Origin of the sequence: Pseudomonas sp. NFPP24 (genome assembly GCF_900112095.1) — a bacterium.
GTDB lineage: Bacteria > Pseudomonadota > Gammaproteobacteria > Pseudomonadales > Pseudomonadaceae > Aquipseudomonas > Aquipseudomonas extremorientalis.
Genome location: NZ_FOKD01000014.1, coordinates 142,001 through 166,633, shown reverse-complemented (window position 1 = coordinate 166,633; position 24,633 = coordinate 142,001). Strand labels below are relative to the sequence as shown.

26 protein-coding genes, 1 tRNA gene and 2 pseudogenes are annotated in these 24,633 nt (G+C 59.9%); 25 read left to right on the top strand and 4 right to left on the bottom strand.

All coding sequences use genetic code 11. From position 1 onward, the window contains the following. Both BM026_RS25490 and BM026_RS25485 read right to left on the bottom strand, forming a co-directional pair. Window positions 1–407, bottom strand: a pseudogene (locus BM026_RS25490) (transposase); the annotation flags it as partial. Beyond that, window positions 406–1,287, bottom strand: a pseudogene (locus BM026_RS25485) (DNA/RNA helicase, superfamily II protein); the annotation flags it as partial. The pseudogenes BM026_RS25490 and BM026_RS25485, both read right to left, overlap by 2 nt. 384 nt (window positions 1,288–1,671) lie before the next feature. Here BM026_RS25485 and BM026_RS25480 point away from each other — a divergent pair. Next, window positions 1,672–1,995, top strand: coding sequence for a DUF3077 domain-containing protein (locus BM026_RS25480; protein WP_093530481.1), 324 nt, complete (start codon window positions 1,672–1,674; stop codon window positions 1,993–1,995). Window positions 1,996–2,147: 152 nt separating this feature from the next. Here the strand turns inward: BM026_RS25480 and BM026_RS25475 are convergent. Continuing rightward, window positions 2,148–2,232: transfer RNA gene (locus tag BM026_RS25475), tRNA-Leu, on the bottom strand. 108 nt (window positions 2,233–2,340) lie between these two features. Between BM026_RS25475 and queA the strand changes: the two genes are divergently transcribed. From queA to BM026_RS25445, 6 genes are all read left to right on the top strand, one after another. Continuing rightward, window positions 2,341–3,390 (top strand): tRNA preQ1(34) S-adenosylmethionine ribosyltransferase-isomerase QueA, encoded by a 1,050-nt coding sequence (queA, locus tag BM026_RS25470; protein ID WP_093530479.1) that lies wholly within the window; start codon window positions 2,341–2,343, stop codon window positions 3,388–3,390. A 5-nt stretch (window positions 3,391–3,395) separates the two neighbouring features. Continuing rightward, window positions 3,396–4,511, top strand: coding sequence for a tRNA guanosine(34) transglycosylase Tgt (gene tgt, locus BM026_RS25465; protein ID WP_003175976.1), 1,116 nt, complete (start codon window positions 3,396–3,398; stop codon window positions 4,509–4,511). Between the two features lie 43 nt (window positions 4,512–4,554). After that, the gene (gene yajC, locus BM026_RS25460; protein ID WP_003175975.1) at window positions 4,555–4,893 is read left to right on the top strand and encodes a preprotein translocase subunit YajC; all 339 of its coding nucleotides are present in this window, start codon (window positions 4,555–4,557) and stop codon (window positions 4,891–4,893) included. Window positions 4,894–4,955: 62 nt separating this feature from the next. Then, window positions 4,956–6,827 carry a protein translocase subunit SecD gene (gene secD / locus BM026_RS25455; RefSeq protein ID WP_071489243.1) on the top strand — a complete coding sequence of 624 codons (1,872 nt, stop codon included), beginning with the start codon at window positions 4,956–4,958 and terminating at the stop codon, window positions 6,825–6,827. 9 nt (window positions 6,828–6,836) lie between these two features. Beyond that, complete coding sequence (secF, locus tag BM026_RS25450) at window positions 6,837–7,751, top strand: protein translocase subunit SecF (RefSeq protein ID WP_071489244.1); 915 nt, start codon at window positions 6,837–6,839, stop codon at window positions 7,749–7,751. A gap of 123 nt (window positions 7,752–7,874) precedes the next feature. Continuing rightward, complete coding sequence (locus tag BM026_RS25445) at window positions 7,875–8,417, top strand: glycine zipper 2TM domain-containing protein (protein ID WP_092249227.1); 543 nt, start codon at window positions 7,875–7,877, stop codon at window positions 8,415–8,417. A 52-nt stretch (window positions 8,418–8,469) separates the two neighbouring features. Here BM026_RS25445 and suhB read toward each other — a convergent pair whose 3' ends face one another. Then, on the bottom strand, window positions 8,470–9,285 hold the full coding sequence (suhB, locus tag BM026_RS25440; protein ID WP_003175971.1) for a type III secretion system regulator SuhB: 816 nt from the start codon (window positions 9,283–9,285) through the stop codon (window positions 8,470–8,472). A 145-nt stretch (window positions 9,286–9,430) separates the two neighbouring features. Here suhB and trmJ point away from each other — a divergent pair, with 145 nt between their 5' ends. From trmJ to bamB, 18 genes are all read left to right on the top strand, one after another. Beyond that, window positions 9,431–10,201 carry a tRNA (cytosine(32)/uridine(32)-2'-O)-methyltransferase TrmJ gene (trmJ, locus tag BM026_RS25435; RefSeq protein ID WP_092249224.1) on the top strand — a complete coding sequence of 257 codons (771 nt, stop codon included), beginning with the start codon at window positions 9,431–9,433 and terminating at the stop codon, window positions 10,199–10,201. A 2-nt stretch (window positions 10,202–10,203) separates the two neighbouring features. Continuing rightward, on the top strand, window positions 10,204–10,986 hold the full coding sequence (gene cysE / locus BM026_RS25430) for a serine O-acetyltransferase (RefSeq protein WP_093128400.1): 783 nt from the start codon (window positions 10,204–10,206) through the stop codon (window positions 10,984–10,986). Between the two features lie 286 nt (window positions 10,987–11,272). Then, window positions 11,273–11,764 carry a Fe-S cluster assembly transcriptional regulator IscR gene (iscR, locus tag BM026_RS25425; RefSeq protein WP_003194020.1) on the top strand — a complete coding sequence of 164 codons (492 nt, stop codon included), beginning with the start codon at window positions 11,273–11,275 and terminating at the stop codon, window positions 11,762–11,764. A 50-nt stretch (window positions 11,765–11,814) separates the two neighbouring features. Further along, window positions 11,815–13,029 carry an IscS subfamily cysteine desulfurase gene (locus BM026_RS25420; RefSeq protein WP_058423378.1) on the top strand — a complete coding sequence of 405 codons (1,215 nt, stop codon included), beginning with the start codon at window positions 11,815–11,817 and terminating at the stop codon, window positions 13,027–13,029. Between the two features lie 99 nt (window positions 13,030–13,128). Beyond that, window positions 13,129–13,515 (top strand): Fe-S cluster assembly scaffold IscU, encoded by a 387-nt coding sequence (gene iscU, locus BM026_RS25415; protein ID WP_028617851.1) that lies wholly within the window; start codon window positions 13,129–13,131, stop codon window positions 13,513–13,515. Between the two features lie 28 nt (window positions 13,516–13,543). Continuing rightward, window positions 13,544–13,867: an iron-sulfur cluster assembly protein IscA gene (gene iscA / locus BM026_RS25410; RefSeq protein ID WP_003175963.1), complete on the top strand. Its 324-nt coding sequence runs from the start codon at window positions 13,544–13,546 to the stop codon at window positions 13,865–13,867. 8 nt (window positions 13,868–13,875) lie between these two features. Continuing rightward, window positions 13,876–14,397 carry a co-chaperone HscB gene (gene hscB / locus BM026_RS25405; RefSeq protein WP_028617850.1) on the top strand — a complete coding sequence of 174 codons (522 nt, stop codon included), beginning with the start codon at window positions 13,876–13,878 and terminating at the stop codon, window positions 14,395–14,397. A gap of 53 nt (window positions 14,398–14,450) precedes the next feature. Further along, a complete protein-coding gene (gene hscA, locus BM026_RS25400) occupies window positions 14,451–16,313 on the top strand; it encodes a Fe-S protein assembly chaperone HscA (protein ID WP_092249218.1) in 1,863 nt (620 codons plus the stop codon). A 3-nt stretch (window positions 16,314–16,316) separates the two neighbouring features. Further along, entirely contained in the window at window positions 16,317–16,658 is a 342-nt protein-coding gene (fdx, locus tag BM026_RS25395; protein WP_003175958.1) for an ISC system 2Fe-2S type ferredoxin, read from the top strand. Window positions 16,659–16,672: 14 nt separating this feature from the next. Continuing rightward, window positions 16,673–16,873: a Fe-S cluster assembly protein IscX gene (gene iscX / locus BM026_RS25390; RefSeq protein ID WP_016977667.1), complete on the top strand. Its 201-nt coding sequence runs from the start codon at window positions 16,673–16,675 to the stop codon at window positions 16,871–16,873. A 91-nt stretch (window positions 16,874–16,964) separates the two neighbouring features. Further along, window positions 16,965–17,390, top strand: coding sequence for a nucleoside-diphosphate kinase (gene ndk, locus BM026_RS25385; RefSeq protein WP_003175956.1), 426 nt, complete (start codon window positions 16,965–16,967; stop codon window positions 17,388–17,390). A 29-nt stretch (window positions 17,391–17,419) separates the two neighbouring features. Next, window positions 17,420–18,568, top strand: coding sequence for a dual-specificity RNA methyltransferase RlmN (gene rlmN / locus BM026_RS25380; RefSeq protein WP_071489247.1), 1,149 nt, complete (start codon window positions 17,420–17,422; stop codon window positions 18,566–18,568). A gap of 12 nt (window positions 18,569–18,580) precedes the next feature. Next, complete coding sequence (gene pilW / locus BM026_RS25375) at window positions 18,581–19,339, top strand: type IV pilus biogenesis/stability protein PilW (RefSeq protein WP_093128403.1); 759 nt, start codon at window positions 18,581–18,583, stop codon at window positions 19,337–19,339. Then, window positions 19,339–20,310, top strand: a complete 972-nt coding sequence (locus BM026_RS25370; protein WP_093128406.1) for a RodZ domain-containing protein — start codon at window positions 19,339–19,341, stop codon at window positions 20,308–20,310. Before pilW ends, BM026_RS25370 begins: the two co-directional genes overlap by 1 nt. Before the next feature lie 2 nt (window positions 20,311–20,312). Continuing rightward, window positions 20,313–21,422, top strand: coding sequence for a flavodoxin-dependent (E)-4-hydroxy-3-methylbut-2-enyl-diphosphate synthase (gene ispG, locus BM026_RS25365; protein ID WP_071489250.1), 1,110 nt, complete (start codon window positions 20,313–20,315; stop codon window positions 21,420–21,422). 21 nt (window positions 21,423–21,443) lie between these two features. Continuing rightward, window positions 21,444–22,733 (top strand): histidine--tRNA ligase, encoded by a 1,290-nt coding sequence (hisS, locus tag BM026_RS25360; protein ID WP_092249206.1) that lies wholly within the window; start codon window positions 21,444–21,446, stop codon window positions 22,731–22,733. A 41-nt stretch (window positions 22,734–22,774) separates the two neighbouring features. Further along, on the top strand, window positions 22,775–23,416 hold the full coding sequence (locus tag BM026_RS25355; protein ID WP_032890712.1) for a YfgM family protein: 642 nt from the start codon (window positions 22,775–22,777) through the stop codon (window positions 23,414–23,416). Continuing rightward, window positions 23,409–24,560: an outer membrane protein assembly factor BamB gene (gene bamB, locus BM026_RS25350; RefSeq protein ID WP_071489252.1), complete on the top strand. Its 1,152-nt coding sequence runs from the start codon at window positions 23,409–23,411 to the stop codon at window positions 24,558–24,560. Before BM026_RS25355 ends, bamB begins: the two co-directional genes overlap by 8 nt. Window positions 24,561–24,633: the final 73 nt, after the last annotated feature.

Below are 24,633 nucleotides of genomic sequence, written 5' to 3'. Positions count from 1 at the left end.
AACATTTCGACCTTCTTACGTTCGTGGCGAGAGCGCACGTACGCAGGTGTCGTTGCGATTCGCCGAGCCACATCGCGCGCGGCTTCATGGACGCTGCGGGCGATCTTGCGGAACGCAGTGTTCGGGCAGCACTTGGCTTTCATCGGACAGGCAACGCAGTCGGTCTGCCTGGATCGGAAGATAATGGTGTTGGCTTTGGTGACGTGCGAACGCTCGTTCTTGAAGGCTCGCCATTCGCTACGTAATGCATTGCCAGCCGGGCAGCAGTATTCCTCAGCCTCTTCATTCCAGTGGAAATCGTTGCTCGAAAAACTGTCGTTCTTGCGTTCGGTTTTGTCCTACACCGGCACATGTGGCTCGATGTCCTTTTCCTCCAACATCCAGGCCAGCATCGACGCGGTACCGTAACCCGGGCAGGCGAATCAAGCTGTACGCCTTTCCGTCGGTTCCCGGCTCGAGCACGCCCCGTTGCAGCAGCTCCTTGTTCACCGCACTGATATTCATGCCCTTGAAGATTTCAGCCCTCCAGGCTTCCGGCAGCACGTAGTAGGTGTTGGTGGTGTGCAGTGCGTCCCCCATGCCGTGTTCCAGGGTCTTGCGAAAGCCCAGCCGATCAATCGTGCGTGGGCCGTGTTCATCGATTTTTGCGGCAGCAGATTCCCAGCGGGTAAAGCGGCTTTCTCCAAACCGCTCAATGACCTGTCTCAGCCGCGCCAAAATCGCATCACCCTCGAAATTTCCGGCGCCGCCATGCTCGGCCAGCCACGCATGCAGACACACGCGCGCGGCGGTCGTGGCTGTGCCGTCAGGCCAGCCGGTGACGCCGAAAGCGGTGGCCAACTCTCCGGCCGCTGCTGCGAGGCCAAAGCGAAGGGCTGCACGCTGGGCCTGTCCACTGGCCGATGCGGGTAGGTTTTGTGTGATGAACTGCTCCACCGTGCGGCGAACGATCACCGACCATCTGAGCATTTCTCCAGGCGCGCACAGTGCGTGCAGGAAGGCGGTGAGGGGTGTGCCGTAGTATTTGGCTACACGGACCTTGAGCGCATCGGAGAGGGCAGCAGCGTCCTCAAAACCGTTCAGCTCATCGAACATGCCGAGGCCTTTGCTCTTGTCAGCTGGCAGGGCGAGCATGCGAACTTCCATACCGGCTTTCAACTCTTTGTTGACGTCTGCCATGTGCTGCGCCAACGTCTTCTCGCCCGTAGAGAGAAACAGCAAGCGCCACGCCTGCACGTAAGCGGGGTTTGTGCACGACTTTCCTCTTCCTAACGCCCGCAACCCTCCAGACTGGCCGCCGGAAATCTCTCGCCACAGATACTAACTTTCATCTCCAGGCGCTCCTGAGCTACTTTTTCTCCGTCGCTTCCAACCCAGCGACCGGACTTGAGAATCCGAGAAACAATAGGCGCATAGGCGCCACCATCCATTAGACTGTTGGCGCTTTTTTGTGCCCGCATGTCTGTGTCATGGTGGCTATGCGTGGGAGACCTTCGGGTCTGCCGGGTTCCTATTGTCCCGGTTTCTCAGCCCGCGCATAGCTGCCACCCATTCGCATGAGAAACGAACGTGGTAGCTCTCTACATTAGGAGCTTGAGCAATGAGCGTTTCTGATAGGTCGTACCCTCGCAATCCCACAACCCACACCTCCGCCCACTTGGGAGGTGCCCAATGATCAACCCACCTCTCAACAAAACCCTCGGCGTCATCACCTTCTCCAACTGCGGCAAACAGCCCAGCCTCCACCACCTATTCCGCGTCAATTCCGGCGTACCCATTCGCGATGCCCTTGAGCATGCCTCCGAGCTTCTCCATTGTTCAAAAATGCTGGCATTGGATGCAGCCATGGACAAAGGCGCAGATCGCTATGCCTGGGCGGCGCATTATTTGGGGGAGATGGCGAAGGCGGTGGTGGATGATTTGGCGAATGGGATGTTGCCGAATGGGGTTGTGGCAGAGGGTGACTCTGGGGGGAGTAGGCAGCAGGTAGTTTGAGGGTGTTTGGGCTGGCGTCTTCGCAGGCAAGCCAGCTCCCACAGGGGATTGTGTTTGAACTTGATAGTGGGCGCTGAGCAGCGAGTCAGCTGACCATCCACTTTTCTACAGGCGAAAAAAAAGACCTTGAATTTCAAGGTCTTTTTTTAAGATGGTGCCCCGAGGGAGACTCGAACTCCCACTCCTTTCGAAAACGGATTTTGAATCCGCCGCGTCTACCAATTCCGCCATCAGGGCTCAATGGCGGCGAAGTATAGAGAGGTGATTACCGTTGGTCAATCACGTTTCATGGTCAATTTTGACTATTTCCGCTAGACTTCCCGGCCCTGCTAGACGAACCCCATCATGCGCGTTGCTGACTTTACTTTTGAGCTCCCTGATTCGCTGATCGCTCGCCACCCTTTGGCCGAGCGTCGCGCCAGTCGACTGCTGACCCTGGACGGGGTGAGCGGTGCCCTCGCACACCGTCAATTCACTGATTTGCTTGAGCATTTGCGCCCAGGCGACTTGATGGTGTTCAACAATACCCGGGTGATTCCGGCGCGGCTGTTTGGCCAGAAAGCCTCCGGCGGCAAGCTGGAAATCCTGGTGGAGCGGGTGCTGGACAGCCATCGCGTGCTGGCCCATGTGCGCTCCAGTAAGTCGCCGAAACCGGGCTCTTCCATCCTCATTGATGGCGGTGGCGAAGCCGAGATGGTGACGCGCCATGATGCGCTGTTCGAGCTCAAGTTCGCCGAAGAGGTGTTGCCGCTGCTGGAGCGTGTCGGCCATATGCCGTTGCCTCCTTATATAGACCGCCCCGACGAGGACTCGGACCGCGAGCGCTATCAGACGGTGTACTCCCAGCGCCTGGGCGCCGTTGCCGCGCCGACGGCCGGGTTGCATTTCGACCAGCCGCTGCTGGATGCGATTGCGGCCAAGGGCGTCGAAACCGCCTATGTGACCCTGCACGTGGGGGCCGGGACGTTTCAGCCGGTGCGTGTGGATAACATCGAAGACCACCATATGCACAGCGAATGGCTGGAAGTCAGCCAGGACGTCGTGGATGCCGTGGCTGCGTGCAAGGCGCGTGGCGGGCGGGTGATCGCGGTCGGCACCACCAGCGTGCGCTCCCTGGAGAGTGCGGCGCGTGATGGCGTGCTCAAGCCGTTCAGCGGCGACACCGATATCTTTATCTACCCAGGCCGGCCGTTCCATGTGGTCGATTGCCTGGTCACCAACTTCCATTTGCCGGAATCCACGCTGTTGATGCTGGTGTCGGCATTTGCCGGTTACCCCGAGACCATGGCCGCTTATCAAGCCGCCATCGACAATGGGTACCGTTTTTTCAGCTACGGTGATGCGATGTTTATCACCCGTAACCCGGCGCCACGCGGCCCAGAGGAACAACTATGAGTCGTATGTCGTTTGAATTGCTCGCCACCGACGGTAAAGCCCGTCGTGGTCGCCTGACTTTCCCGCGCGGCACCGTCGAGACCCCGGCCTTCATGCCCGTGGGCACCTACGGCACCGTCAAGGGCATGCTGCCGCGTGACATCGTCGCCACCGGCGCCGAGATCATCCTCGGCAACACCTTCCACCTGTGGCTGCGCCCGGGCACGGAAGTGATCAAGAAGCACGGCGACCTGCATGACTTCATGAAGTGGCAGGGCCCGATCCTGACCGACTCGGGTGGTTTCCAGGTGTTCAGCCTGGGCGCCATGCGCAAGATCAAGGAAGAGGGCGTGACCTTCGCCTCGCCGGTTGACGGTTCCAAAGTGTTCATGGGCCCGGAAGAGTCGATGCAGGTGCAGCGCGACCTGGGTTCCGACATCGTGATGATTTTCGACGAGTGCACGCCGTACCCGGCAGACGAAGATGTCGCGCGGATTTCCATGGAGTTGTCGCTGCGTTGGGCCCAGCGCTCGAAGAACGCCCATGGCGACAATACGGCGGCGCTGTTCGGGATCGTCCAGGGCGGCATGCATGAAAGCCTGCGCAAGCGCTCGCTGGAAGGCCTCGACAAGATCGGCTTTGACGGCCTGGCCATCGGCGGTCTGTCGGTGGGCGAGCCCAAGCACGAGATGATCAAGGTGCTGGATTACCTGCCGGGCCTGATGCCCGCTGACAAACCTCGTTACCTTATGGGCGTTGGCAAACCGGAAGATCTCGTAGAGGGTGTGCGCCGCGGTGTGGACATGTTCGATTGCGTGATGCCAACCCGTAATGCCCGCAATGGGCATCTGTTCATCGATACAGGCGTGCTGAAGATCCGTAACGCGTTCCATCGCCATGATGATTCGCCGCTGGATCCCACCTGTGACTGCTACACCTGCCAGAACTTCTCCCGTGCTTATCTGCACCATCTGGACAAGTGCGGGGAAATGCTGGGTAGCATGTTGAATACCATCCACAATTTGCGTCACTACCAAGTCCTGATGGCTGGTTTGCGCGAGGCTATTCAACAGGGTACATTGGCCGCCTTCGTCGATGCCTTCTATGCCAAGCGCGGGCTCCCTGTGCCGCCCTTGGACTGAGTTTTCCGACCCTAAGATTCACTATTTGCAACTGGAGTGCTAAATGAGCTTTTTTATCTCTAACGCCATGGCTGATGCCGCTGCGCCTGCCGCTGCCGGTCCTATGGGCGGTGGTTTCGAGTGGATTTTCCTGGTCGGCTTCCTGGTCATCTTCTACCTGATGATCTGGCGTCCACAGGCCAAGCGCGCCAAAGAGCAGAAAAACCTGCTCGGCAGCCTGCAAAAAGGCGACGAAGTGGTGACCACTGGCGGTATCGCCGGCAAGATCACCAAGGTTTCCGATGCTTTCGTGGTCCTGGAAGTCTCCGACACCGTAGAAATGAAGTTCCAGAAGGGCGCCATCGCCGCCACGCTGCCAAAAGGCACGCTCAAAGCGATCTGAGTAACAACCTTTACCAATCGACGGGGCGCGCAAGGCGCCCCGCGTTATAAGCGGGCGGCGTGATGCTGAACAAATACCCTCTGTGGAAATACGTACTGATCCTGGCGGTGCTGGCGATCGGTTTTATTTATTCCGCTCCCAATCTTTATCCTGATGACCCGGCGATCCAGATCACTGGCGCCAGCACTTCGCTGCAGGTCAATCAGGCTGATCTGGAACGCGCGAGCAAAGCGCTCAACGACGCGGGTATCCAGGTCAAGGCGGCAACGTTGGCAGCTGGTGCGAAAGGCGGTTTGCTGCGCCTGACCAAGGCAGAAGACCAATTGCCGGCCAAGGATGTCGTGCGCAAGGCCATGGGTGACGACTATGTGGTCGCGCTCAACCTGGCACAGACCACGCCACAATGGCTGCGCAGCATTGGCGCGCACCCGATGAAACTGGGCCTGGACTTGTCCGGTGGCGTGCACTTCCTGCTGGAAGTCGACATGGACAAAGCGCTCGACGCGCGCCTGAAAGTCTACGAAGGCGATGTGAAGAGCCTGCTGCGCAAAGAGAAGTTGCGTTATCGCAGCCTGCCGCAGATCAACGGCGCCATCCAGCTGGGCTTCTCTGACGAAGCATCCCGCGAACAGGCCCGTGCGCTGGTGCGCAAGAACTTCAACGATTTCGATATCGTACCGGCCGACCTCAATGGTCAGCCTGTACTGCGTCTGGCGATGACGCCAGCCAAGATCGCGGAAATCCGTGAGTACTCCATCAAGCAGAACTTGACCACGGTGCGTAACCGGGTCAACGAACTGGGTGTGGCCGAGCCGATCGTTCAGCGCCAGGGCGCCAACCGCATCGTGGTTGAGCTGCCAGGTGTGCAGGACACGGCTGAAGCCAAGCGTATCCTGGGCAAGACCGCCAACCTGGAATTCCGTCTGGCGGCTGAGCCGGGTGCTACCCGCGCCACGGCCGAAGAGTTCGAATTCCGCGAAGGCAACCGTCCTCCTGCATTGATCGAGCGTGGCTTGATCATCACCGGTGACCAGGTCACCGACGCCAAGGCCGGTTTCGATTCGCAGCACGGTACGCCTGAAGTGAACATCCGCCTGGATGGCCATGGCGGCGACCTGATGAGCCGCGCCACGCGCAGCAACGTCGGTCGCAGCATGGCGGTGATCTTCATCGAGCAGCGCCCGGTCACCACTTACACCAAGCAAATGGTCGACGGCGTCGAGAAAGACGTACCGGTCCAGACCTTCAAGGAAGAGAAGAAGATCATCAGCCTGGCGACCATCCAGTCGCCACTGGGTGCTCAATTCCGTATCACCGGCCTGAACGGCCAGGGTGAATCGTCTGAGCTGGCCCTGTTGCTGCGTGCCGGTGGCCTGGCGGCGCCGATGTACTTCGCTGAAGAGCGTACCATCGGCCCGAGCCTGGGTGCCGACAACATCACCAAGGGTATCGATGCAGCCTTGTGGGGCATGCTGTTCGTGTCGCTGTTCATCATCGCCATCTATCGCTTCTTCGGCATCATCGCCACCGTGGCCCTGGCGGGCAACATGGTGATGCTGCTGGCCCTGATGTCACTGCTGGGCGCTACACTGACCCTGCCAGGTATCGCCGGTATCGTACTCACCATGGGTATGGCGGTAGACGCCAACGTACTGATCTTCTCGCGGATCCGTGAAGAGATCGCGGCAGGCATGACCGTACAGCGTGCAATCAACGAAGGCTTCGGCCGGGCATTTACCGCGATTCTCGACTCCAACCTGACCACGTTGCTGGTCGGCGGGATTCTCTTTGCCATGGGCACCGGCCCGGTCAAAGGTTTTGCGGTGACCATGTCCCTCGGTATCTTTACCTCGATGTTCACGGCCATCATGGTGACCCGCGCAATGGTCAACCTGATCTTTGGCGGGCGTGACTTCAAGAAGTTGTGGATTTAAGGGGCTGCCATGTTACGTACAATCAACTTCATGGGCGTTCGCAACGTTGCGTTCGGCGTCACCGTGCTCCTTACCGTTCTGGCGTTGTTCAGCTGGTTCCATAAGGGCCTGAACTACGGTCTGGACTTTACCGGCGGTACGCTCATCGAGCTGACCTACGAGAAGCCTGCCGACGTTACCCTGGTGCGCAACGAGCTGGTCAAGGCCGGCTATCACGAAGCCGTCGTGCAGAGCTTCGGTGCGACCACCGACCTGCTGGTGCGCATGCCGGGCGAAGACCCGCAACTGGGTCACCAGGTGGCGGAGGCCTTGCAGAAGGTCGGCGGCGACAACCCGGCATCGGTCAAGCGCGTCGAGTTCGTCGGCCCGCAAGTCGGTGAAGAACTGCGCGACCAGGGCGGCCTCGGCATGCTGATGGCGCTGGTCGGCATCATGATCTACCTGGCGTTCCGCTTTCAGTGGAAGTTCGGTGTCGGCGCGATTGTGTCGCTGATCCACGACGTGATCGTGACCGTGGGTATCCTGGCGTACTTCCAGGTGACCTTCGACCTGACCGTACTGGCGGCTGTGCTGGCGATCATCGGTTACTCGCTCAACGACACCATCGTGGTATTCGACCGGGTTCGTGAGAACTTCCGCGTACTGCGCAAGGCGTCGCTGATCGAGAACATCAACGTCTCCACCACCCAGACCCTGCTGCGCACCATGGCGACGTCGATCTCCACGCTGCTGGCGATTGCGGCGCTGATGATCTTCGGTGGCGACAACCTGTGGGGCTTCTCCCTGGCGCTGTTCATCGGCGTACTGGCGGGTACCTATTCGTCGATCTACATCGCCAACGTGGTGCTGATCTGGCTGAACCTCAACAGCGAAGACCTGATCCCTCCGGCCAGCACTGGCAAGGAGGTCGACGACCGTCCTTGATGGGCGCTTGTTGATCTGCTGTTACAAAGAAGGCACGAGTATTGAACTCGTGCCTTTTTTTTTGCTCCAAGGCTGGGTATAGCGCGGATCTTTCGATCCGTTTGTGATGGTCAGGAGGTTCACGTGAACAAGTCGTTACTGGTTGGTGCGGTATTGGGTGCTGTCGGTGTGACTGCCGGGGGTGCTGTTGCCACCTACAGCCTGGTAAAAAGCGGCCCTGAGTATGCGCAAGTGCTGGCAGTGCAGCCGGTGAAAACCCAGATAAAAACCCCGCGCGAGGTCTGCAAGGACGTCGCCGTGACCCGGCAGAAGCCGGTGCAGGATCAGCATCAGATCGTCGGCACTGTGGTAGGTGCACTGGCCGGTGGCCTGCTCGGCAACCAGGTCGGTGGCGGTAATGGCAAGAAGCTGGCTACGGTAGCCGGTGCGGTGGGTGGCGGTTACGCCGGTAACAAGGTTCAGGAAGGTATGCAGAACCGCGATACCTACACCACCACGCAAACCCGCTGTAACACCGTCAACGACATCAGCGACAAGGTGGTCGGCTATGACGTGCGTTACAACCTGGATGGCAAGGAAGGCACCGTGCGTATGGATCGTGATCCAGGTGGCCAGATCCCGGTCGACAAAGAAGGTCGTCTGATCCTGGGTCAGAACCAGCAGTAATCCCAGGCACAAAAAAAAGCACCCCTCGGGGTGCTTTTTTGTGCTCGCTCGCTTAACGCTTCAGCGAAGCCGGCAGGTGCGGCTGGATCGCCGTCAGTACTGCCTTGAAGCATTTGGTGTTGCCGGCAACCACGTGGCCTTTTTCAAGGAAGTCGTGGCCACCGGTGAAGTCGCTCACCAAGCCGCCTGCTTCCTGGATCAGCAGGGCACCCGCAGCCATGTCCCACTCGGACAGGCCCGACTCCCAGAACGCATCAAAACGACCGGCGGCCACATAAGCCAGGTCCAGGCTTGCTGCGCCAGCGCGGCGAATGCCGGCGGTCTGGCCAACCAGGGCGCGGAACATGCCCAGGTAGTTTTCCAGGTTGTCCATCTGGTCGTCACGGAACGGGAAGCCGGTACCCAGCAGGGCGCCGTCCAGACTGGTGCGGCCGCTGACGCGCAGGCGACGACCGTTCAACTGGGCGCCACGGCCACGGCTGGCGGTGAATTCTTCCTGGCGGACTGGGTCGAGTACAACGGCGTGTTCCAGGCGGCCACGGTATTTGCACGCGATGCTCACGGCAAAGTGTGGGATGCCGCGCAGGAAGTTGGTGGTGCCATCCAGTGGGTCGATGATCCACAGGTAGTCTTCGCCTTCACCGCTGCCTTTGTGCAGGCCGGTTTCTTCACCGAGGATGCCGTGGGTAGGGTAGGCCTTGCGCAGGGCGTCGATGATTTTCTGTTCGGCGGCGCGATCAACCTCGGATACGTAATCCTTGGCGTCTTTTTCGTCGACCTTGATGGTATCCAGGCGCTCGATGGAGCGGAAGATCAATTCACTGGCGCTGCGGGCGGCGCGCAGCGCGATATTCAGCATGGGCTGCATGGATGTGTCACCTAAGGTTGTTAAAGAAAGCCGAGCATTCTAGCAGAAACTTTCTTCAGGTGAAGGACGACGTTAGCTTTCATGGCATAACCTTAGGCTGTTCTGTAAGATTTGCTCCCCTTTCCCGTGTCCGAGAGCGCCTCCCTTGCTGCAAAACATTCGTGTCGTCCTGGTCAATACCAGTCATCCCGGCAACATCGGCGGGGTGGCGCGAGCCATGAAAAACATGGGGCTGACGCGCCTGGTGCTGGTCGACCCGCGCGTGTTCCCGCATCACGAGGCCGATGCCCGTGCATCCGGCGCCAATGACCTGCTTGAAAAAGCCCAGGTCGTCGCCACCTTGGAAGACGCCTTGGTCGGCTGCAACCTGGTGCTTGGCACCAGCGCCCGTGACCGTCGCATCCCCTGGCCACTGCTGGATCCGCGTGAGTGCGGCACCAAGGTGGTGGAAGAGGCCGCTGGTGGTGCTGAAATCGCCTTGGTGTTTGGTCGTGAAGACTCCGGCCTGACCAATGAAGAGCTGCAGCGATGTCATTACCACGTGCACATCCCATCAGACCCCGAGTTCAGCTCGCTGAACCTCGGGGCAGCGGTGCAGGTGTTGACTTACGAAGTGCGCATGGCCTGGCTGGCCGCTGCTGGCCAGCCGAGCAAGGTAGAGAAGGACGAGGTTGCCTCGACCAAAAGCGGCGAACTGGCCACTATGGACGAGCTGGAACGGTTTTATGAGCACCTGGAGCAAACCCTGGTGGCCATCGAATTCCTCGATCCGGAAAAACCACGGCACTTGATGGCGCGCCTGCGTCGCCTTTACGGACGCAGCTCGGTCAGCCGGGCGGAAATGAATATATTGCGTGGCATCCTCACGGAAACCCAGAAAGCGGCCCGTGGCGAGCTTCTTAAGCGGAAGGATTAAAAATGTTCGAGCGTCTGCGAGAAGATATCCAGAGTGTTTTCCACCGTGACCCGGCGGCGCGCAACGCCTTTGAAGTGCTGACCTGCTACCCAGGCATGCATGCGATCTGGATTCACCGCTTGTCCGGTGCCCTGTGGGGCATGGGCTGGAAATGGCTGGCGCGGCTGGTGTCGAACTTCGGTCGTTGGTTGACCGGGATCGAGATTCACCCGGGCGCCAAAGTCGGGCGCCGTTTCTTTATCGATCATGGCATGGGCATCGTGATTGGCGAGACCGCCGAAATTGGTGATGACGTCACCCTTTATCAGGGCGTGACCCTGGGCGGCACCAGCTGGAACAAAGGCAAGCGCCACCCGACGCTGGGTGATGGCGTGGTGGTAGGGGCGGGCGCCAAGGTGCTCGGTCCGTTCACTGTCGGGGCGGGCGCCAAGGTCGGTTCCAATGCTGTCGTGACCAAGGCCGTACCTCCGGGAGCGACCGTAGTCGGTATTCCAGGCCGGATCATCGTCAAGCCGGAAGTCGGCGATGAGCAGGAGGCCAAGCGCAAGGCCATGGCCGAGAAGATCGGTTTCGATGCTTATGGTGTCAGCGAGGACATGCCGGACCCGGTGGCGCGTGCTATCGGCCAGTTGCTCGACCATCTGCAGGCGGTTGACGGCAAGTTGGAGGGTATGTGCGGTGCGCTGAAGGATCTGGGCAGCCCTTACTGTGCGAAAGATCTGCCTGAGTTGCGCGAAGAAGACTTCGCCGAGATCAAGGACGAGGCTGCGTCCAAGGCCGGCTGAGACCTTTCTGTGGGAGGGGGCTTGCCCCCGATAACAATGTGTCATTCACCACTTTCGTGGCTGGTACACCGCTATCGGGAGCAAGCCCCCTCTCACATTTTGGTCTCCGTTGATCCAGCGATCTCCATCCGCCCCTGTTCTCGCTGTTCGTCGTCGACCCATCCTGCTATGATTCGCGCGCCCTTTTTTACGGGTAATCCTGACTAAAGTACTAGGTCTTATAGTTGACTTAAATACTCGGGAATCGCATACTTGCTCCCATTCTGAAACACCTTGGTACTTGTCCATGAGACTGACTACAAAAGGCCGATACGCGGTGACCGCCATGCTCGACTTGGCTTTGCACGCGCAAACTGGGCCGGTGTCCCTGGCCGATATCTCTGAGCGCCAAGGCATTTCCCTGTCCTACCTCGAGCAACTGTTCGCCAAATTGCGTCGCAGCAACCTGGTTTCCAGTGTGCGTGGGCCGGGTGGTGGCTATCAGTTGTCCCGCGACATGCAGGGCATTCAGGTCGCCCAGGTGATCGACGCGGTCAACGAATCCGTCGACGCCACCAAATGCCAGGGGCTGGGTGATTGCCACGCCGGCGACACCTGCCTCACGCACCACTTGTGGTGTGACTTGAGCCTGCAGATCCATGAGTTTTTGAGTGGTATCAGCTTGGCTGATCTTGTGACTCGCCGTGAGGTGCAAGAAGTAGCCCAGCGTCAGGACCAGCGCCGTTGCAACACCAAGGCGCCGCGTCTGGACAAGATCGAAGCGTCCGCCGTCGAGTGACAGCCGAAGAGCTAACGGCGCGCCAGCCAGCCTGATTTAGGAGAAAGTCCATGAAATTGCCGATTTACCTTGATTACTCAGCGACCACCCCGGTTGATCCGCGTGTCGCGCAAAAGATGAGCGAATGCCTGCTGGTTGACGGAAACTTCGGCAACCCGGCCTCCCGTTCCCACGTGTTCGGCTGGAAGGCCGAGGAAGCGGTCGAGAACGCTCGTCGCCAGGTGGCTGACCTGGTGGGTGCAGACCCGCGTGAAATCGTCTGGACCTCCGGTGCCACCGAGTCCGACAACCTGGCTATCAAGGGCGCGGCGCATTTCTACGCGACCAAAGGCAAGCACCTGATCACCACCAAGATTGAGCACAAGGCTGTCCTCGACACCATGCGCCAACTGGAGCGTGAAGGTTTCGAGGTCACCTACCTCGAGCCGACCACCGACGGTATCGTCACCCCGGCCATGATCGAAGCCGCGCTGCGTGAAGACACCATCCTGGTTTCCGTGATCCACGTGAACAACGAAATCGGCACCATCAACGACATCGCGGCCATCGGCGAGCTGACCCGTTCCAAGGGCATCCTGCTGCACGTCGACGCTGCACAGTCCACCGGCAAGGTCGACATCGACCTGTCGAAACTGAAAGTCGACCTGATGTCGTTCTCGGCCCACAAGACCTACGGCCCCAAAGGCATCGGCGCCCTGTACGTGAGCCGCAAGCCACGTGTGCGCATCGAAGCCACCATGCACGGCGGCGGTCACGAGCGCGGCATGCGTTCGGGCACCCTGGCGACCCACCAGATCGTCGGCATGGGCGAAGCCTTCCGCGTGGCCAAGGAAGACATGGCTGCCGAAAACGTGCGCATCAAAGCGCTGAGCGACCGCTTCTACAAGCAGGTCGAAGGCCTTGAAGAGCTGTACATCAACGGCAGCATGACCGCCCGCGTACCGCACAACCTGAATTTGAGCTTCAACTACGTCGAAGGCGAGTCGCTGATCATGGCGCTCAAGGACCTGGCGGTTTCGTCCGGTTCGGCCTGCACTTCCGCGTCCCTTGAGCCTTCGTACGTACTGCGCGCCCTGGGCCGCAACGACGAACTGGCACACAGCTCGATCCGCTTTACGTTCGGCCGCTTCACCACCGAAGAGCAAGTCGACTACGCCGCGCAGAAAGTCTGCGAGGCCGTCAACAAGCTGCGCGTCCTGTCGCCGCTGTGGGACATGTACAAAGACGGTGTCGATATTTCCAAGATCGAGTGGGCGGCACACTAACTATAGAAGCCGCCACCCCAGCTCTGTAGGAACGTGGCGGAAAACGCAGGCGTTTCTACAGGGTTCCAGAGCGGCCCTGATGAGTGAGGATTCAGTACCATGGCTTACAGCGAAAAGGTCATCGACCACTACGAAAACCCGCGCAACGTCGGCAAGATGGACGCGGAAGATCCTGATGTCGGCACCGGCATGGTCGGCGCTCCGGCGTGCGGCGATGTGATGCGCCTGCAGATCAAGGTCAACGACGCTGGCGTTATCGAAGACGCCAAGTTCAAGACCTACGGTTGCGGTTCGGCTATCGCCTCCAGCTCCCTGGCGACCGAATGGATGAAAGGCAAGACCCTGGATGAGGCTGTCACTATCAGCAACACCCAGCTGGCCGAAGAACTGGCCCTGCCGCCCGTGAAAATCCACTGCTCGGTACTCGCAGAAGACGCCATCAAGGCGGCCGTTCGCGACTACAAGCAGAAGAAAGGCTTGATCTAAGCATTTGGCGACGAGTAAGGAGTCAACGATGGCTATCAGCATGACAGAAGCGGCTGCGCAGCACATTCGCCGCTCCCTGAATGGGCGCGGTAAAGGTGAGGGGATTCGTCTGGGTGTTCGCACCACGGGCTGTTCCGGCCTTGCCTACGTGCTGGAGTTTGTCGACGAGGTGGTTGCGGAAGACCAGGTGTTCGAAAGTCACGGCGAGAAAGTGATTATCGACCCCAAGAGCCTGACCTACCTGGACGGCACCGAACTCGATTTCGTCAAGGAAGGGTTGAACGAAGGCTTCAAGTTCAACAACCCCAACGTACGCGGTGAATGTGGCTGCGGCGAAAGCTTCAACATCTGAGGCTATTCGTGGGTACTCCTTGTCATTTCGCTTTATTCGAGCTGCAGCCGAGCTTTCGGCTTGACCTTGAGCAGCTTGCCACGCGCTACCGAGAACTGGCGCGTGGCGTGCACCCGGACCGCTTCGCTGACGCTTCCGAGCGTGAGCAGCGCCTGGCGCTGGAGCAATCGGCCAGCCTCAACGAAGCCTATCAGACGCTCAAAAGCCCCCCGAAACGCGCGCGCTACCTGCTCGCGATGAACGGTGGCGAGTTGCCGCTGGAAGTGACCGTGCATGATCCGGACTTCCTGATGCAGCAGATGCAGTGGCGCGAAGAACTCGAAGACTTGCAGGACGAGGCCGATCTGGCTGGTGTTGCAGTCTTCAAGCGTCGTCTGAAAACCGCCCAGGATGAGCTCAACGAAAGCTTCGCAGCCTGTTGGGATGATGCAGCGCAACGTGAGCAGGCCGAACGCCTGATGCGGCGCATGCAGTTCCTCGACAAGCTCACCTACGAAGTGCGCCAGCTAGAAGAGCGCCTCGACGATTAACCCCGTGTGCTGCCCGTGATGCACGCCTGATAGACAGATAAGACCTGATTACCATGGCCCTACTGCAAATCGCCGAACCCGGCCAAAGCCCTCAACCGCACCAGCGTCGCCTGGCGGTCGGGATTGACCTGGGCACCACCAATTCCCTGGTTGCTGCCTTGCGCAGCGGCCTGTCCGAGCCGCTGCCGGACGCTGATGGCCAGGTGATCCTGCCCTCTGCCGTGCGCTATCACGTTGATCGTACCGAAGTGGGTGAGTCGGCCAAGCTGGCGGCGTCTTCCGACCCTTTGAATACCGTACTGTCGGTCAAGCGCTTGATGGGTCGTGGTCTGTCCGACGTCAAGCAATTGGGCGACCAGTTGCCGTACCGCTTTGTCGGTGGCGAATCCCATATGCCGTTCATCGACACCGTCCAAGGCCCGAAAAGCCCTGTGGAAGTGTCGGCCGATATCCTCAAGGTACTGCGTCAGCGCGCGGAAAAGACTCTGGGCGGCGAACTGGTCGGCGCGGTGATCACCGTTCCCGCTTATTTCGATGATGCCCAGCGCCAAGCTACCAAGGATGCGGCCAAACTTGCCGGCCTGAACGTGCTGCGCCTGCTCAATGAGCCGACCGCTGCAGCCGTGGCCTATGGCCTGGACCAGCATGCCGAAGGCCTGGTTGCCATTTACGACCTGGGCGGTGGCACCTTTGATATATCGATTTTGCGCCTGACCGGTGGCGTCTTCGAAGTGCTGGCCACTGGTGGCGACAGCGCCCTGGGCGGCGACGACTTCGACCACGCCATTGCGGGTTGGATCATCGCCAGCGCCGGCTTGTCTGCCGACCTGGACCCGGGCGCGCAGCGCAACCTGCTGCAGACCGCTTGCGCGGCCAAGGAAGCACTGACCAATGCGGCAAGCGTTGAAGTTTCCTACGGCACTTGGTCAGCTCAGCTGACCCGCGAAGCCTTCGATGCGCTGATCGAGCCTATGGTCGCCCGCAGCCTGAAAGCCTGCCGCCGTGCCGTACGTGATTCCGGTATCGAACTGGAGGACGTGGGTGCAGTGGTCATGGTCGGTGGTTCCACCCGCGTACCACGCGTGCGTGAAGCCGTCGCCGAAGCCTTTGGCCGCCAGCCGCTGACTGAAATCGATCCGGACCAGGTGGTCGCCATCGGCGCCGCGATCCAGGCAGACACCCTGGCCGGTAACAAGCGCGATGGTGGCGAACTGCTGCTGCTCGACGTGATCCCGCTGTCCCTGGGGCTGGAAACCATGGGGGGGCTGATGGAGAAGGTGATACCACGCAACACCACCATCCCCGTCGCCCGTGCCCAGGATTTCACCACTTACAAAGATGGCCAGACGGCCATGATGATCCATGTGCTGCAAGGCGAGCGCGAGCTGATCAGTGACTGCCGCTCCCTGGCGCGCTTCGAATTGCGCGGCATTCCGGCGATGGTGGCTGGCGCGGCAAAGATTCGCGTGACCTTCCAGGTCGACGCCGACGGCCTGCTCAACGTCGCTGCGCGTGAGTTGGGTTCGGGTGTTGAAGCCAGCATCCAGGTCAAGCCGTCCTACGGCCTGACCGACGGCGAAATCGCCAAGATGCTCAAGGACTCGTTCCAGTATGCCGGTGACGACAAGGTCGCTCGCGTGCTGCGCGAGCAACAAGTGGATGCCCAGCGCCTGCTCGAAGCGGTGCAGGGTGCCCTTGATGCCGACGGCGAGCGCCTGCTGGATGCCGAAGAGCGCATGGTCATTGACCTGCAGATGCAGGAACTGGCCGAGCTGATGAAAGGCAACGATGGCTACGCTATCGAGCAACAGACCAAGCGCCTGTCGCAAGTGACAGATGCCTTTGCCGCCCGCCGCATGGATCAGACGGTGAAAGCCGCACTGGCCGGGCGCAACCTGAATGAAATCGAGGAATAATCAATGCCGCAGGTCATTTTTCTGCCACACGCCGAGCATTGCCCGGACGGTATGGTCGTGGAGGCTGAGACCGGCAAGTCCATCCTCGAAGTTGCCCATGACAACCACATCGAGATCGAAAGTGCCTGCGGCGGTGTCTGCGCCTGCACCACCTGTCACTGCATCATCCGCGAGGGTTTCAATTCCCTGGAAGAAGCAGACGAGCTGGAAGAAGACTTTCTTGACCGTGCCTGGGGCCTGGAAGCGACTTCTCGCCTAAGCTGTCAGGCAAAGGTTGGCACGGAAGACATCACCGTCGAAATCCCGAAATATTCCCTCAACCATGCAGCCGAAGCGCCGCATTGATTCAAGGAAGTGTCATGAGTCTTAAATGGGTTGATGTGCAAGAGATCGCTATCCTGTTGGCCGACGCCAACCCGGATCTGGATCCTTACTCCCTGAACTTTGTAGCTTTGCGTGACATGGTCATGGCGCTGCCAGGGTTCGAAGATGAGCGTGATCGCGGTGGTGAGAAGGTCCTGGAGGCTATCCAGACTGCCTGGAAAGAAGAACAGGACTGACGCCTCCCTTACGCAGTTAGGCAATACCCAATAACCCGCGTATAATTCGCGGGTTTAATTTTTCGTAAATTACCGTTTCTGGAGTTACACCATGGCTGTTCAACGTACTTTCTCCATCATCAAGCCTGACGCTGTTGCAAAAAACGTCATCGGCGAGATCACCACTCGTTTCGAAAAAGCCGGCCTGAAGGTTGTAGCTTCGAAACTCAAGCAACTGTCCAAGGCTGAAGCTGAAGGCTTCTACGCTGAGCACAGCGCTCGTGGCTTCTTCGGCGACCTGGTTGCCTTCATGATCTCCGGTCCTGTTGTTGTTCAGGTTCTGGAAGGCGAAAACGCTATCGCTCTGAACCGTGAGCTGATGGGCGCTACCAACCCTAAAGAAGCCGCTGCCGGCACCATCCGTGCTGACTTCGCCGAGTCCATCGACGCCAACGCTGTACACGGTTCGGACTCCGAAGCCGCTGCTGCTCGCGAAATCTCGTACTTCTTCGCCGCTACTGAAGTAACCGCTCGCTAAGCATCGGCTTAAAGAGTGAGGGTGAATCCATGACGACATCGACTGTAAAAACCAACCTGCTGGGGCTGACCCAGCCGGAAATGGAGAAATTCTTCGACTCAATCGGGGAGAAGCGTTTCCGTGCCGGTCAGGTAATGAAATGGATTCACCACTTTGGCGTCGATGATTTCGACGCCATGACGAACGTCAGCAAGGCCCTGCGCGACAAGCTCAAGGCCATTGCCGAGGTACGTGGTCCGGAAGTGGTCAGCGAGGACATCTCCAGCGACGGCACCCGTAAATGGGTGGTGCGCGTTGCGTCCGGCAGCTGTGTCGAGACCGTGTACATTCCCCAGGGCAAACGCGGCACCTTGTGCGTTTCGTCCCAGGCAGGCTGTGCCCTGGACTGCAGTTTCTGCTCCACCGGCAAGCAAGGCTTCAATAGCAACCTCACCGCCGCCGAAGTGATCGGCCAGGTGTGGATTGCCAACAAATCCTTTGGCAGCGTCCCGGCGACCGTCGACCGTGCCATCACCAACGTGGTGATGATGGGCATGGGTGAGCCGCTGCTGAACTTCGACAACGTGGTTTCGGCCATGCACCTGATGATGGACGACCTGGGCTACGGCATCTCCAAGCGCCGTGTAACCCTGTCCACCTCCGGCGTGGTGCCGATGATCGATGAGCTGTCCAAGCACATCGACGTCTCCCTGGCGTTGTCGCTGCACGCACCCAATGACGCATTGCGTAACCAATTGGTGCCAATCAACAAGAAGTATCCGCTTAAGATGCTGCTCGAATCTTGCCAGCGCTATATGTCGTCCCTGGGCGAAAAGCGCGTGCTGACCATCGAGTACACCTTGCTCAAGGACATCAATGACAAGGTTGAGCACGCGGTCGAGATGATCGAGTTGCTCAAGGACACCCCGTGCAAGATCAACCTGATTCCGTTCAACCCGTTTCCACATTCTGGCTACGAGCGGCCGAGCAACAACGCCATCCGTCGTTTCCAGGATCAACTGCACCAGGCCGGCTACAACGTCACCGTCCGCACCACCCGTGGTGAAGACATCGACGCCGCCTGTGGCCAATTGGTCGGGCAGGTGATGGACCGCACCCGCCGCAGCGAGCGCTATATCGCCGGACGCGAAGTGAACGCCGCCGACGATTTGCCGCTGATCGCTGTGAATCGAATCTGAGAGAGGAACTCTATGCCCTTGCGCCTTGCGCTGCTTTTACTTTTTACCGGTCTTGCGGCCGGTTGTGTTTCATCGGGCCATGACAGCCCTTTGCAAACCGGTAAAGGCCGTGATGAGGCGCGAGTTGCCTATGTGCAACTGGGCTTGGGTTACCTGCAACAAGGCATGAGCGAGCAGGCCAAGGTGCCGTTGAAGAAGGCCCTTGAGCTGGACAGCCACGACGCCGATGCCAATGCCGCACTGGCCCTGGTGTTCCAGGCCCAGGCCGAGCCTGAACTGGCTGACCGCTATTTCCACAAGGCCCTGGCCGCACGCCCTGCCGATCCGCGGCTGCTGAACAACTACGGCAGTTTCCTGTTTGCGCAGGAACGTTATGAGCAGGCCGCCCTTTATTTCCAGCAAGCCAGCGCCGATACCCTCTATCCTGAGCGTTCGCGGGTGTTCGAGAACCTTGGGGTCACCTCGATCCGCCTCGGCCAGCGCGACAATGCTCGCCGGCAACTGGAAAAAGCCCTGCATTTGAACGGTCGTCAGCCTCGGGCATTGCTCGAAATGGCTGAGATATCCTTTGATGACAGGCATTATGTGCCGGCACGTGACTATTACGAACGTTTTAGCCTGCTCAGCGGGCAAAATGCACGTAGTCTATTGCTCGGTGTGCGACTGGCGACGGTTCATGAAGAACGCGACAAGGCCGCACGTTTTGGCCAACAACTCGAACGACTCTATCCCGGTACGCCGGAATATCAGCAATACCTGTCGGAGCAATGATGAAAGCGGCGCACCCGGAAGTTGTAGCAGCTAATCGCGTAAACCCAGGCGACACCTTGCGTCAGGCCCGCGAAAGCAATGGTTGGTCGCTGGCGGAAGTGGCCCTCAAGCTCAATTTGACCACTACATCCCTGGGCAACCTGGAAGCTGGCGCGTTCGATAAGCTGCCTGGGCATACCTTCGCCCGCGGCTATATCCGTGCCTACGCCAAGCTGCTGGGGATCGACCAGGCAGTTTTGGTCCAGGAATTCGACCAGTTCACCGGCACCGACTCCCAGGGCAGCAATGTGCATGGCTTGGGTCGCATCGAAGAGCCGGTGCGGGTTTCCCACACGATTTTGCGAATTGTCAGCCTGCTGCTGCTGATCGCTGTCATTGGTGGCGGTTTTGTCTGGTGGCAAGACCAGACCTCCCAGCGCACCAAGGACCTGACCAGCAACGCCATGGAGCACGTCGAAGTCGAAAGCGCCGACGGCACCACCCAGATTCATCCGCTGGACGAGCCGGAAGACCAGGCTGTAGCAGAAGGCCAGACCACGCCTGAAGCGCCGCTTGCCACTGAGCAGCCTGCACCGGAAACCCCGCCTGCCTCGACCGCTGTCGCACCGGCTCCCGCGACGCCTGCAGCTCCGGCCCACACCCCGGCCGCTCCTGTACAGGCGCCAGCGACTCAGGCCCAGACCGCCCCGGCAGCGATTTCGCCACCTACCACCCCAGCGTTGATCGCCGGTGATGGCCGCGTACAGATTACCTTCGTCGCCGACTGCTGGACGCAAGTCACCGACGGCAATGGCAAAGTGCTGTTTAGCGGTCTGAAGCGTAAGGGAGATACGCTCGACCAGGGCGGCAAGCCTCCTTTGACGCTGCGTCTGGGCTTTGCCCGTGGCGCGCAAGTGGCCTACAACGGCCAGCCTGTGGACGTAGCGCCGTTCACCACCGGCGAGACCGCTCGCCTGAAGTTGGGACAATAGTCATGCACGGCGAATCTCCAATCAAACGTCGCGTATCGCGCAAAATCTGGGTCGGCTCGGTGCCGGTGGGTGGCGACGCCCCCATCGCCGTACAGAGCATGACCAACAGCGACACCAATGACGTGGCCGCCACCGTTGCCCAGATCAACCGCCTGGAAGCCGCTGGCGTGGACATCGTGCGCGTTTCCGTGCCGGACATGGACGCTGCCGAGGCCTTCGGTCGCATCAAGCAACAGGTCAAGGTGCCTTTGGTTGCCGACATCCACTTCGACCACAAGATCGCCTTGCGCGTGGCCGAGCTGGGCGTGGACTGCCTGCGTATCAACCCGGGCAACATCGGCAGCGAAGCCCGTGTGCGTGCGGTGGTGGATGCTGCTCGCGATCGCGGCATTCCGATCCGCATCGGCGTCAACGCCGGTTCCCTGGAAAAAGACCTGCAAAAGAAATACGGCGAGCCGACCCCGGCCGCGCTGGTTGAATCTGCGCTGCGCCACGTCGAACACCTTGAGCGCCTGAATTTCCAGGACTACAAGGTCAGCGTAAAGGCCTCCGACGTGTTCATGGCGGTAGAAGCCTACCGCCTGCTGGCCAAGGAGATCGTGCAGCCGTTGCACCTGGGTATCACTGAAGCCGGCGGTTTACGCTCAGGCACAGTGAAATCTGCGGTGGGTCTCGGTATGCTGCTCGCCGAAGGGATTGGCGATACTATCCGCATCTCCCTGGCGGCAGACCCCGTAGAGGAAGTGAAGGTCGGTTACGACATTCTCAAATCCCTGCGTTTGCGTTCCCGAGGCATCAACTTCATTGCCTGCCCGAGCTGCTCGCGGCAGAACTTCGACGTGGTGAAAACCATGAACGAACTGGAAGGACGCCTCGAAGACCTGCTGGTGCCGCTGGATGTTGCGGTGATCGGATGCGTGGTCAACGGTCCGGGTGAAGCCAAAGAGGCGCACATCGGCCTGACCGGCGGCTCACCGAACCTGATCTACATCGACGGCAAACCGTCGCATAAGTTGACGAATGACAATCTGGTGGATGATCTCGAAAGACTGATCCGCGAGAAAGCGGCCGAAAAGGTCGCGGCTGACGCAGCGCTGATCGCGCGCGGCTAAGAACGAATTTAAGGATTTGATGTGAGCAAGTCTCTGCAAGCCATTCGTGGCATGAACGACATCCTTCCGGAGCAGACGCCGCTGTGGCGCTACTTCGAGGGCACTGTTGCGCGCCTGCTGGATAACTACGGTTACAAGCAGATCCGCATGCCGATCGTCGAGTTCACCGAGCTGTTCAAGCGCTCCATCGGTGAAGTGACCGACATCGTCGAAAAAGAGATGTACACCTTTGAGGACCGCAACGGCGACTCCCTGACCCTGCGTCCGGAAGGCACTGCCGCGTGCGTGCGCGCCGTACTCGAACATGGTCTCACCGGTGGCGGCCAGCCACAGAAGCTGTGGTACATCGGCCCGATGTTCCGCCACGAGCGCCCGCAGAAAGGTCGCTATCGCCAGTTCCACCAGATCGGCCTGGAGGTGTTCAACCTCGACGGTCCGGACATCGACGCCGAGCTGATCGTGCTGACCTGGCGCCTGTGGGGCCTGCTGGGCATCCGCGACGCGGTCAAGCTTGAGCTCAATAGCCTGGGCACCAGCGAGTCCCGGGGCCGCTATCGCGTGGCCCTGGTCGAGTACCTGTCCGCCCACCTGGACAAGTTGGACGAAGACAGCCAGCGCCGCCTGAAAACCAACCCGTTGCGCGTCCTTGATACCAAGAACGCCGACACCCAGGCCGTGCTGGTCAACGCGCCGAAAATGGCCGATTACCTGGACGACGAATCCCGCATCCACTTCGAGGGCCTCAAGGCTCGCCTGGAGGCAGCCGGTATTCCTTACGTCATCAATCCAAAGTTGGTGCGTGGCCTCGATTACTACAGCAAGACGGTCTTCGAGTGGGTCACCGACAAGCTTGGCGCCCAGGGCACCGTGTGTGCCGGTGGCCGCTACGACGGCCTGGTCGAGCAGATGGGCGGCAAGCCGACCACCGGCGTGGGTTTTGCCATGGGCATCGAGCGGCTGATCCTGCTGCTGGAAACCCTGGAGCAGGTCCCGGAAGAGATCTCCCGCCAGGTGGATGTGTACCTGTGTGCCTTTGGCGAGGCCGCTGAACTAGCTGCCCTGGCCCTGAGCGAACAAGTACGCGATCAACTGCCGAACCTGCGCCTGCAGGTCAACGCCGGCGCCGGCAGCTTCAAGAGCCAGTTCAAGAAGGCCGACAAGAGCGGTGCGCTGTATGCACTGATCCTCGGCGAAGACGAACTGGCCCAGCAAGTGATAGGTTTCAAACCCCTGCGTGGCCAGGGTGAGCAACAGAACATTGCCTTTGATGCGCTCGCTGCGCACTTGGCCACCTGCGTCGTGCAGGGTTGAAGCTGTCGAACAGCCGAATTTAGCGATTAAGGAGTATTGGGGTGTCGAGTACTGATGATGAGCAACTGGCCGAGTTCAAGGACTGGTGGCAGCGCAACGGCAAGCCCCTGGTTACTGGCGGTCTGCTGGCTTTAGTGGTGGTGTTCGGCTGGCAGGCCTGGACCAAGTATCAGGCCAACCAGTCCCAAGGCGCCTCGATCCTCTATCAGCAATTGCTGGAAACCACCCTGACGCCGGACGGCAAGCCCGATCCTGCGCAGGTTGCAGACCTGGCCGGTAAGCTGAAGAACGAATTCGGCGGTAGCACCTACGCCCAATACGGCAGCCTGTTCGTCGCGAAGGTCGCGGTCGACACCGGCAAGCTGGACGACGCCGCCGCTGAGTTGAAGGCCATCGCCGACAAGCCGACCAACCCGACCCTGGGTGAAATCGCACGTCAGCGCCTGGCCCAGGTACTGGCGGCACAGAACAAGGCTGACGAAGCACTCAAACTGCTCGACGGCGATGCTGACAAGGCATTTGTAGCCACTCGCGAAGAGCTCAAGGGCGACCTGTTGGTCCAATTGGGTCGTACCGACGAAGCCAATGCTGCGTACAAGAAAGCCAAGGCGGCGCTGTCTGATGAAGCGGCGGTCGGTGGCTTACAAATCAAGCTGGACGACTTGGCCAAAGGGGATGCGTGACGTGATCCGTTGGAAACATGCAGCATTGCTGGCTCTGGCCATTCTGGCCGCGGGTTGCAGCAGCAACAGTAAAAAAGAACTGCCGCCTGCGGAGCTGACCAGCTTCAAGGAAGAAGTGGTCCTGCAAAAGCAGTGGAGCCGCTCCATCGGTGACGGCCAGGGTGAAACCTACAACATGCTGGTACCGGCTATCGACGGTGAAAATATCGTCGCCGCCGACGTGACCGGCGTCGTCATTTCCATGGATCGCATGAACGGCGACGTGAAGTGGAAGAAAGACCTCGAAATTCCGGTATCCGGCGCCGTAGGCGTAGGTTACGGCATGGTCTTGCTCGGCACGCTCAAGGGCGAAGTCGTGGCGTTGGATTCCAGCACCGGTGAAGAGAAATGGCGCGCTCGCGTGACCAGTGAAGTGCTCGCACCGCCTGCCACCAACGGCGATATCGTCGTGGTGCAAACCCAGGATGACCGTGTGATCGGCCTTGACGCCAGCACCGGCGAACAGCGTTGGTTGTACGACAGCACCCCGGCGGTGCTGACGTTGCGTGGTACCAGTGGTCCGATTGTGACCAACAATCTGGCCGTTGCAGGCCTGTCGACCGGTAAAGTGGTCGCCCTGGATACCCAGAACGGCGTGCCGGCCTGGGAAACCCGTGTGGCCATCCCGCAAGGTCGTTCCGAACTGGACCGCGTGGTGGACATCGATGGCGGCCTGCTGCTGTCGGGTGAAACCCTCTACGTCGCCACTTACCAGGGCCGTGTTGCGGCACTGGACCTGCAGAGCGGCCGCGTCAACTGGCAGCGTGATGCTTCCAGCTACGCCGGTGTCGCCCAAGGGTTTGGCAGCGTCTACGTCAGCCTGGCGTCCGGCACCGTTGAAAGTGTCGACGAGCGTTCCACCACGGCACTGTGGAGCAACGATTCCCTGGCGCGCCGCCAGTTGTCGGCACCGGAAGTGTTCTCCAGTTATGTCGCGGTCGGCGACTTCGAAGGCTACCTGCACCTGTTGAGCCAGGTGGACGGTCGTTTCGTCGGTCGTGAGCGTATCGACAGCGACGGCCTGCGTGCGCGTCCGCTGGTGGTGGGTAACATGCTTTATGTGTATGGCAACAGCGGCAAGCTGGAAGCCCTGACCATCAAGTAAGAACTATGCTTGGGGTAATACCCAGGCGGCCCCGCTCAGGCGGGGCATGCGGCATTTGATTATGCTGCCCCGA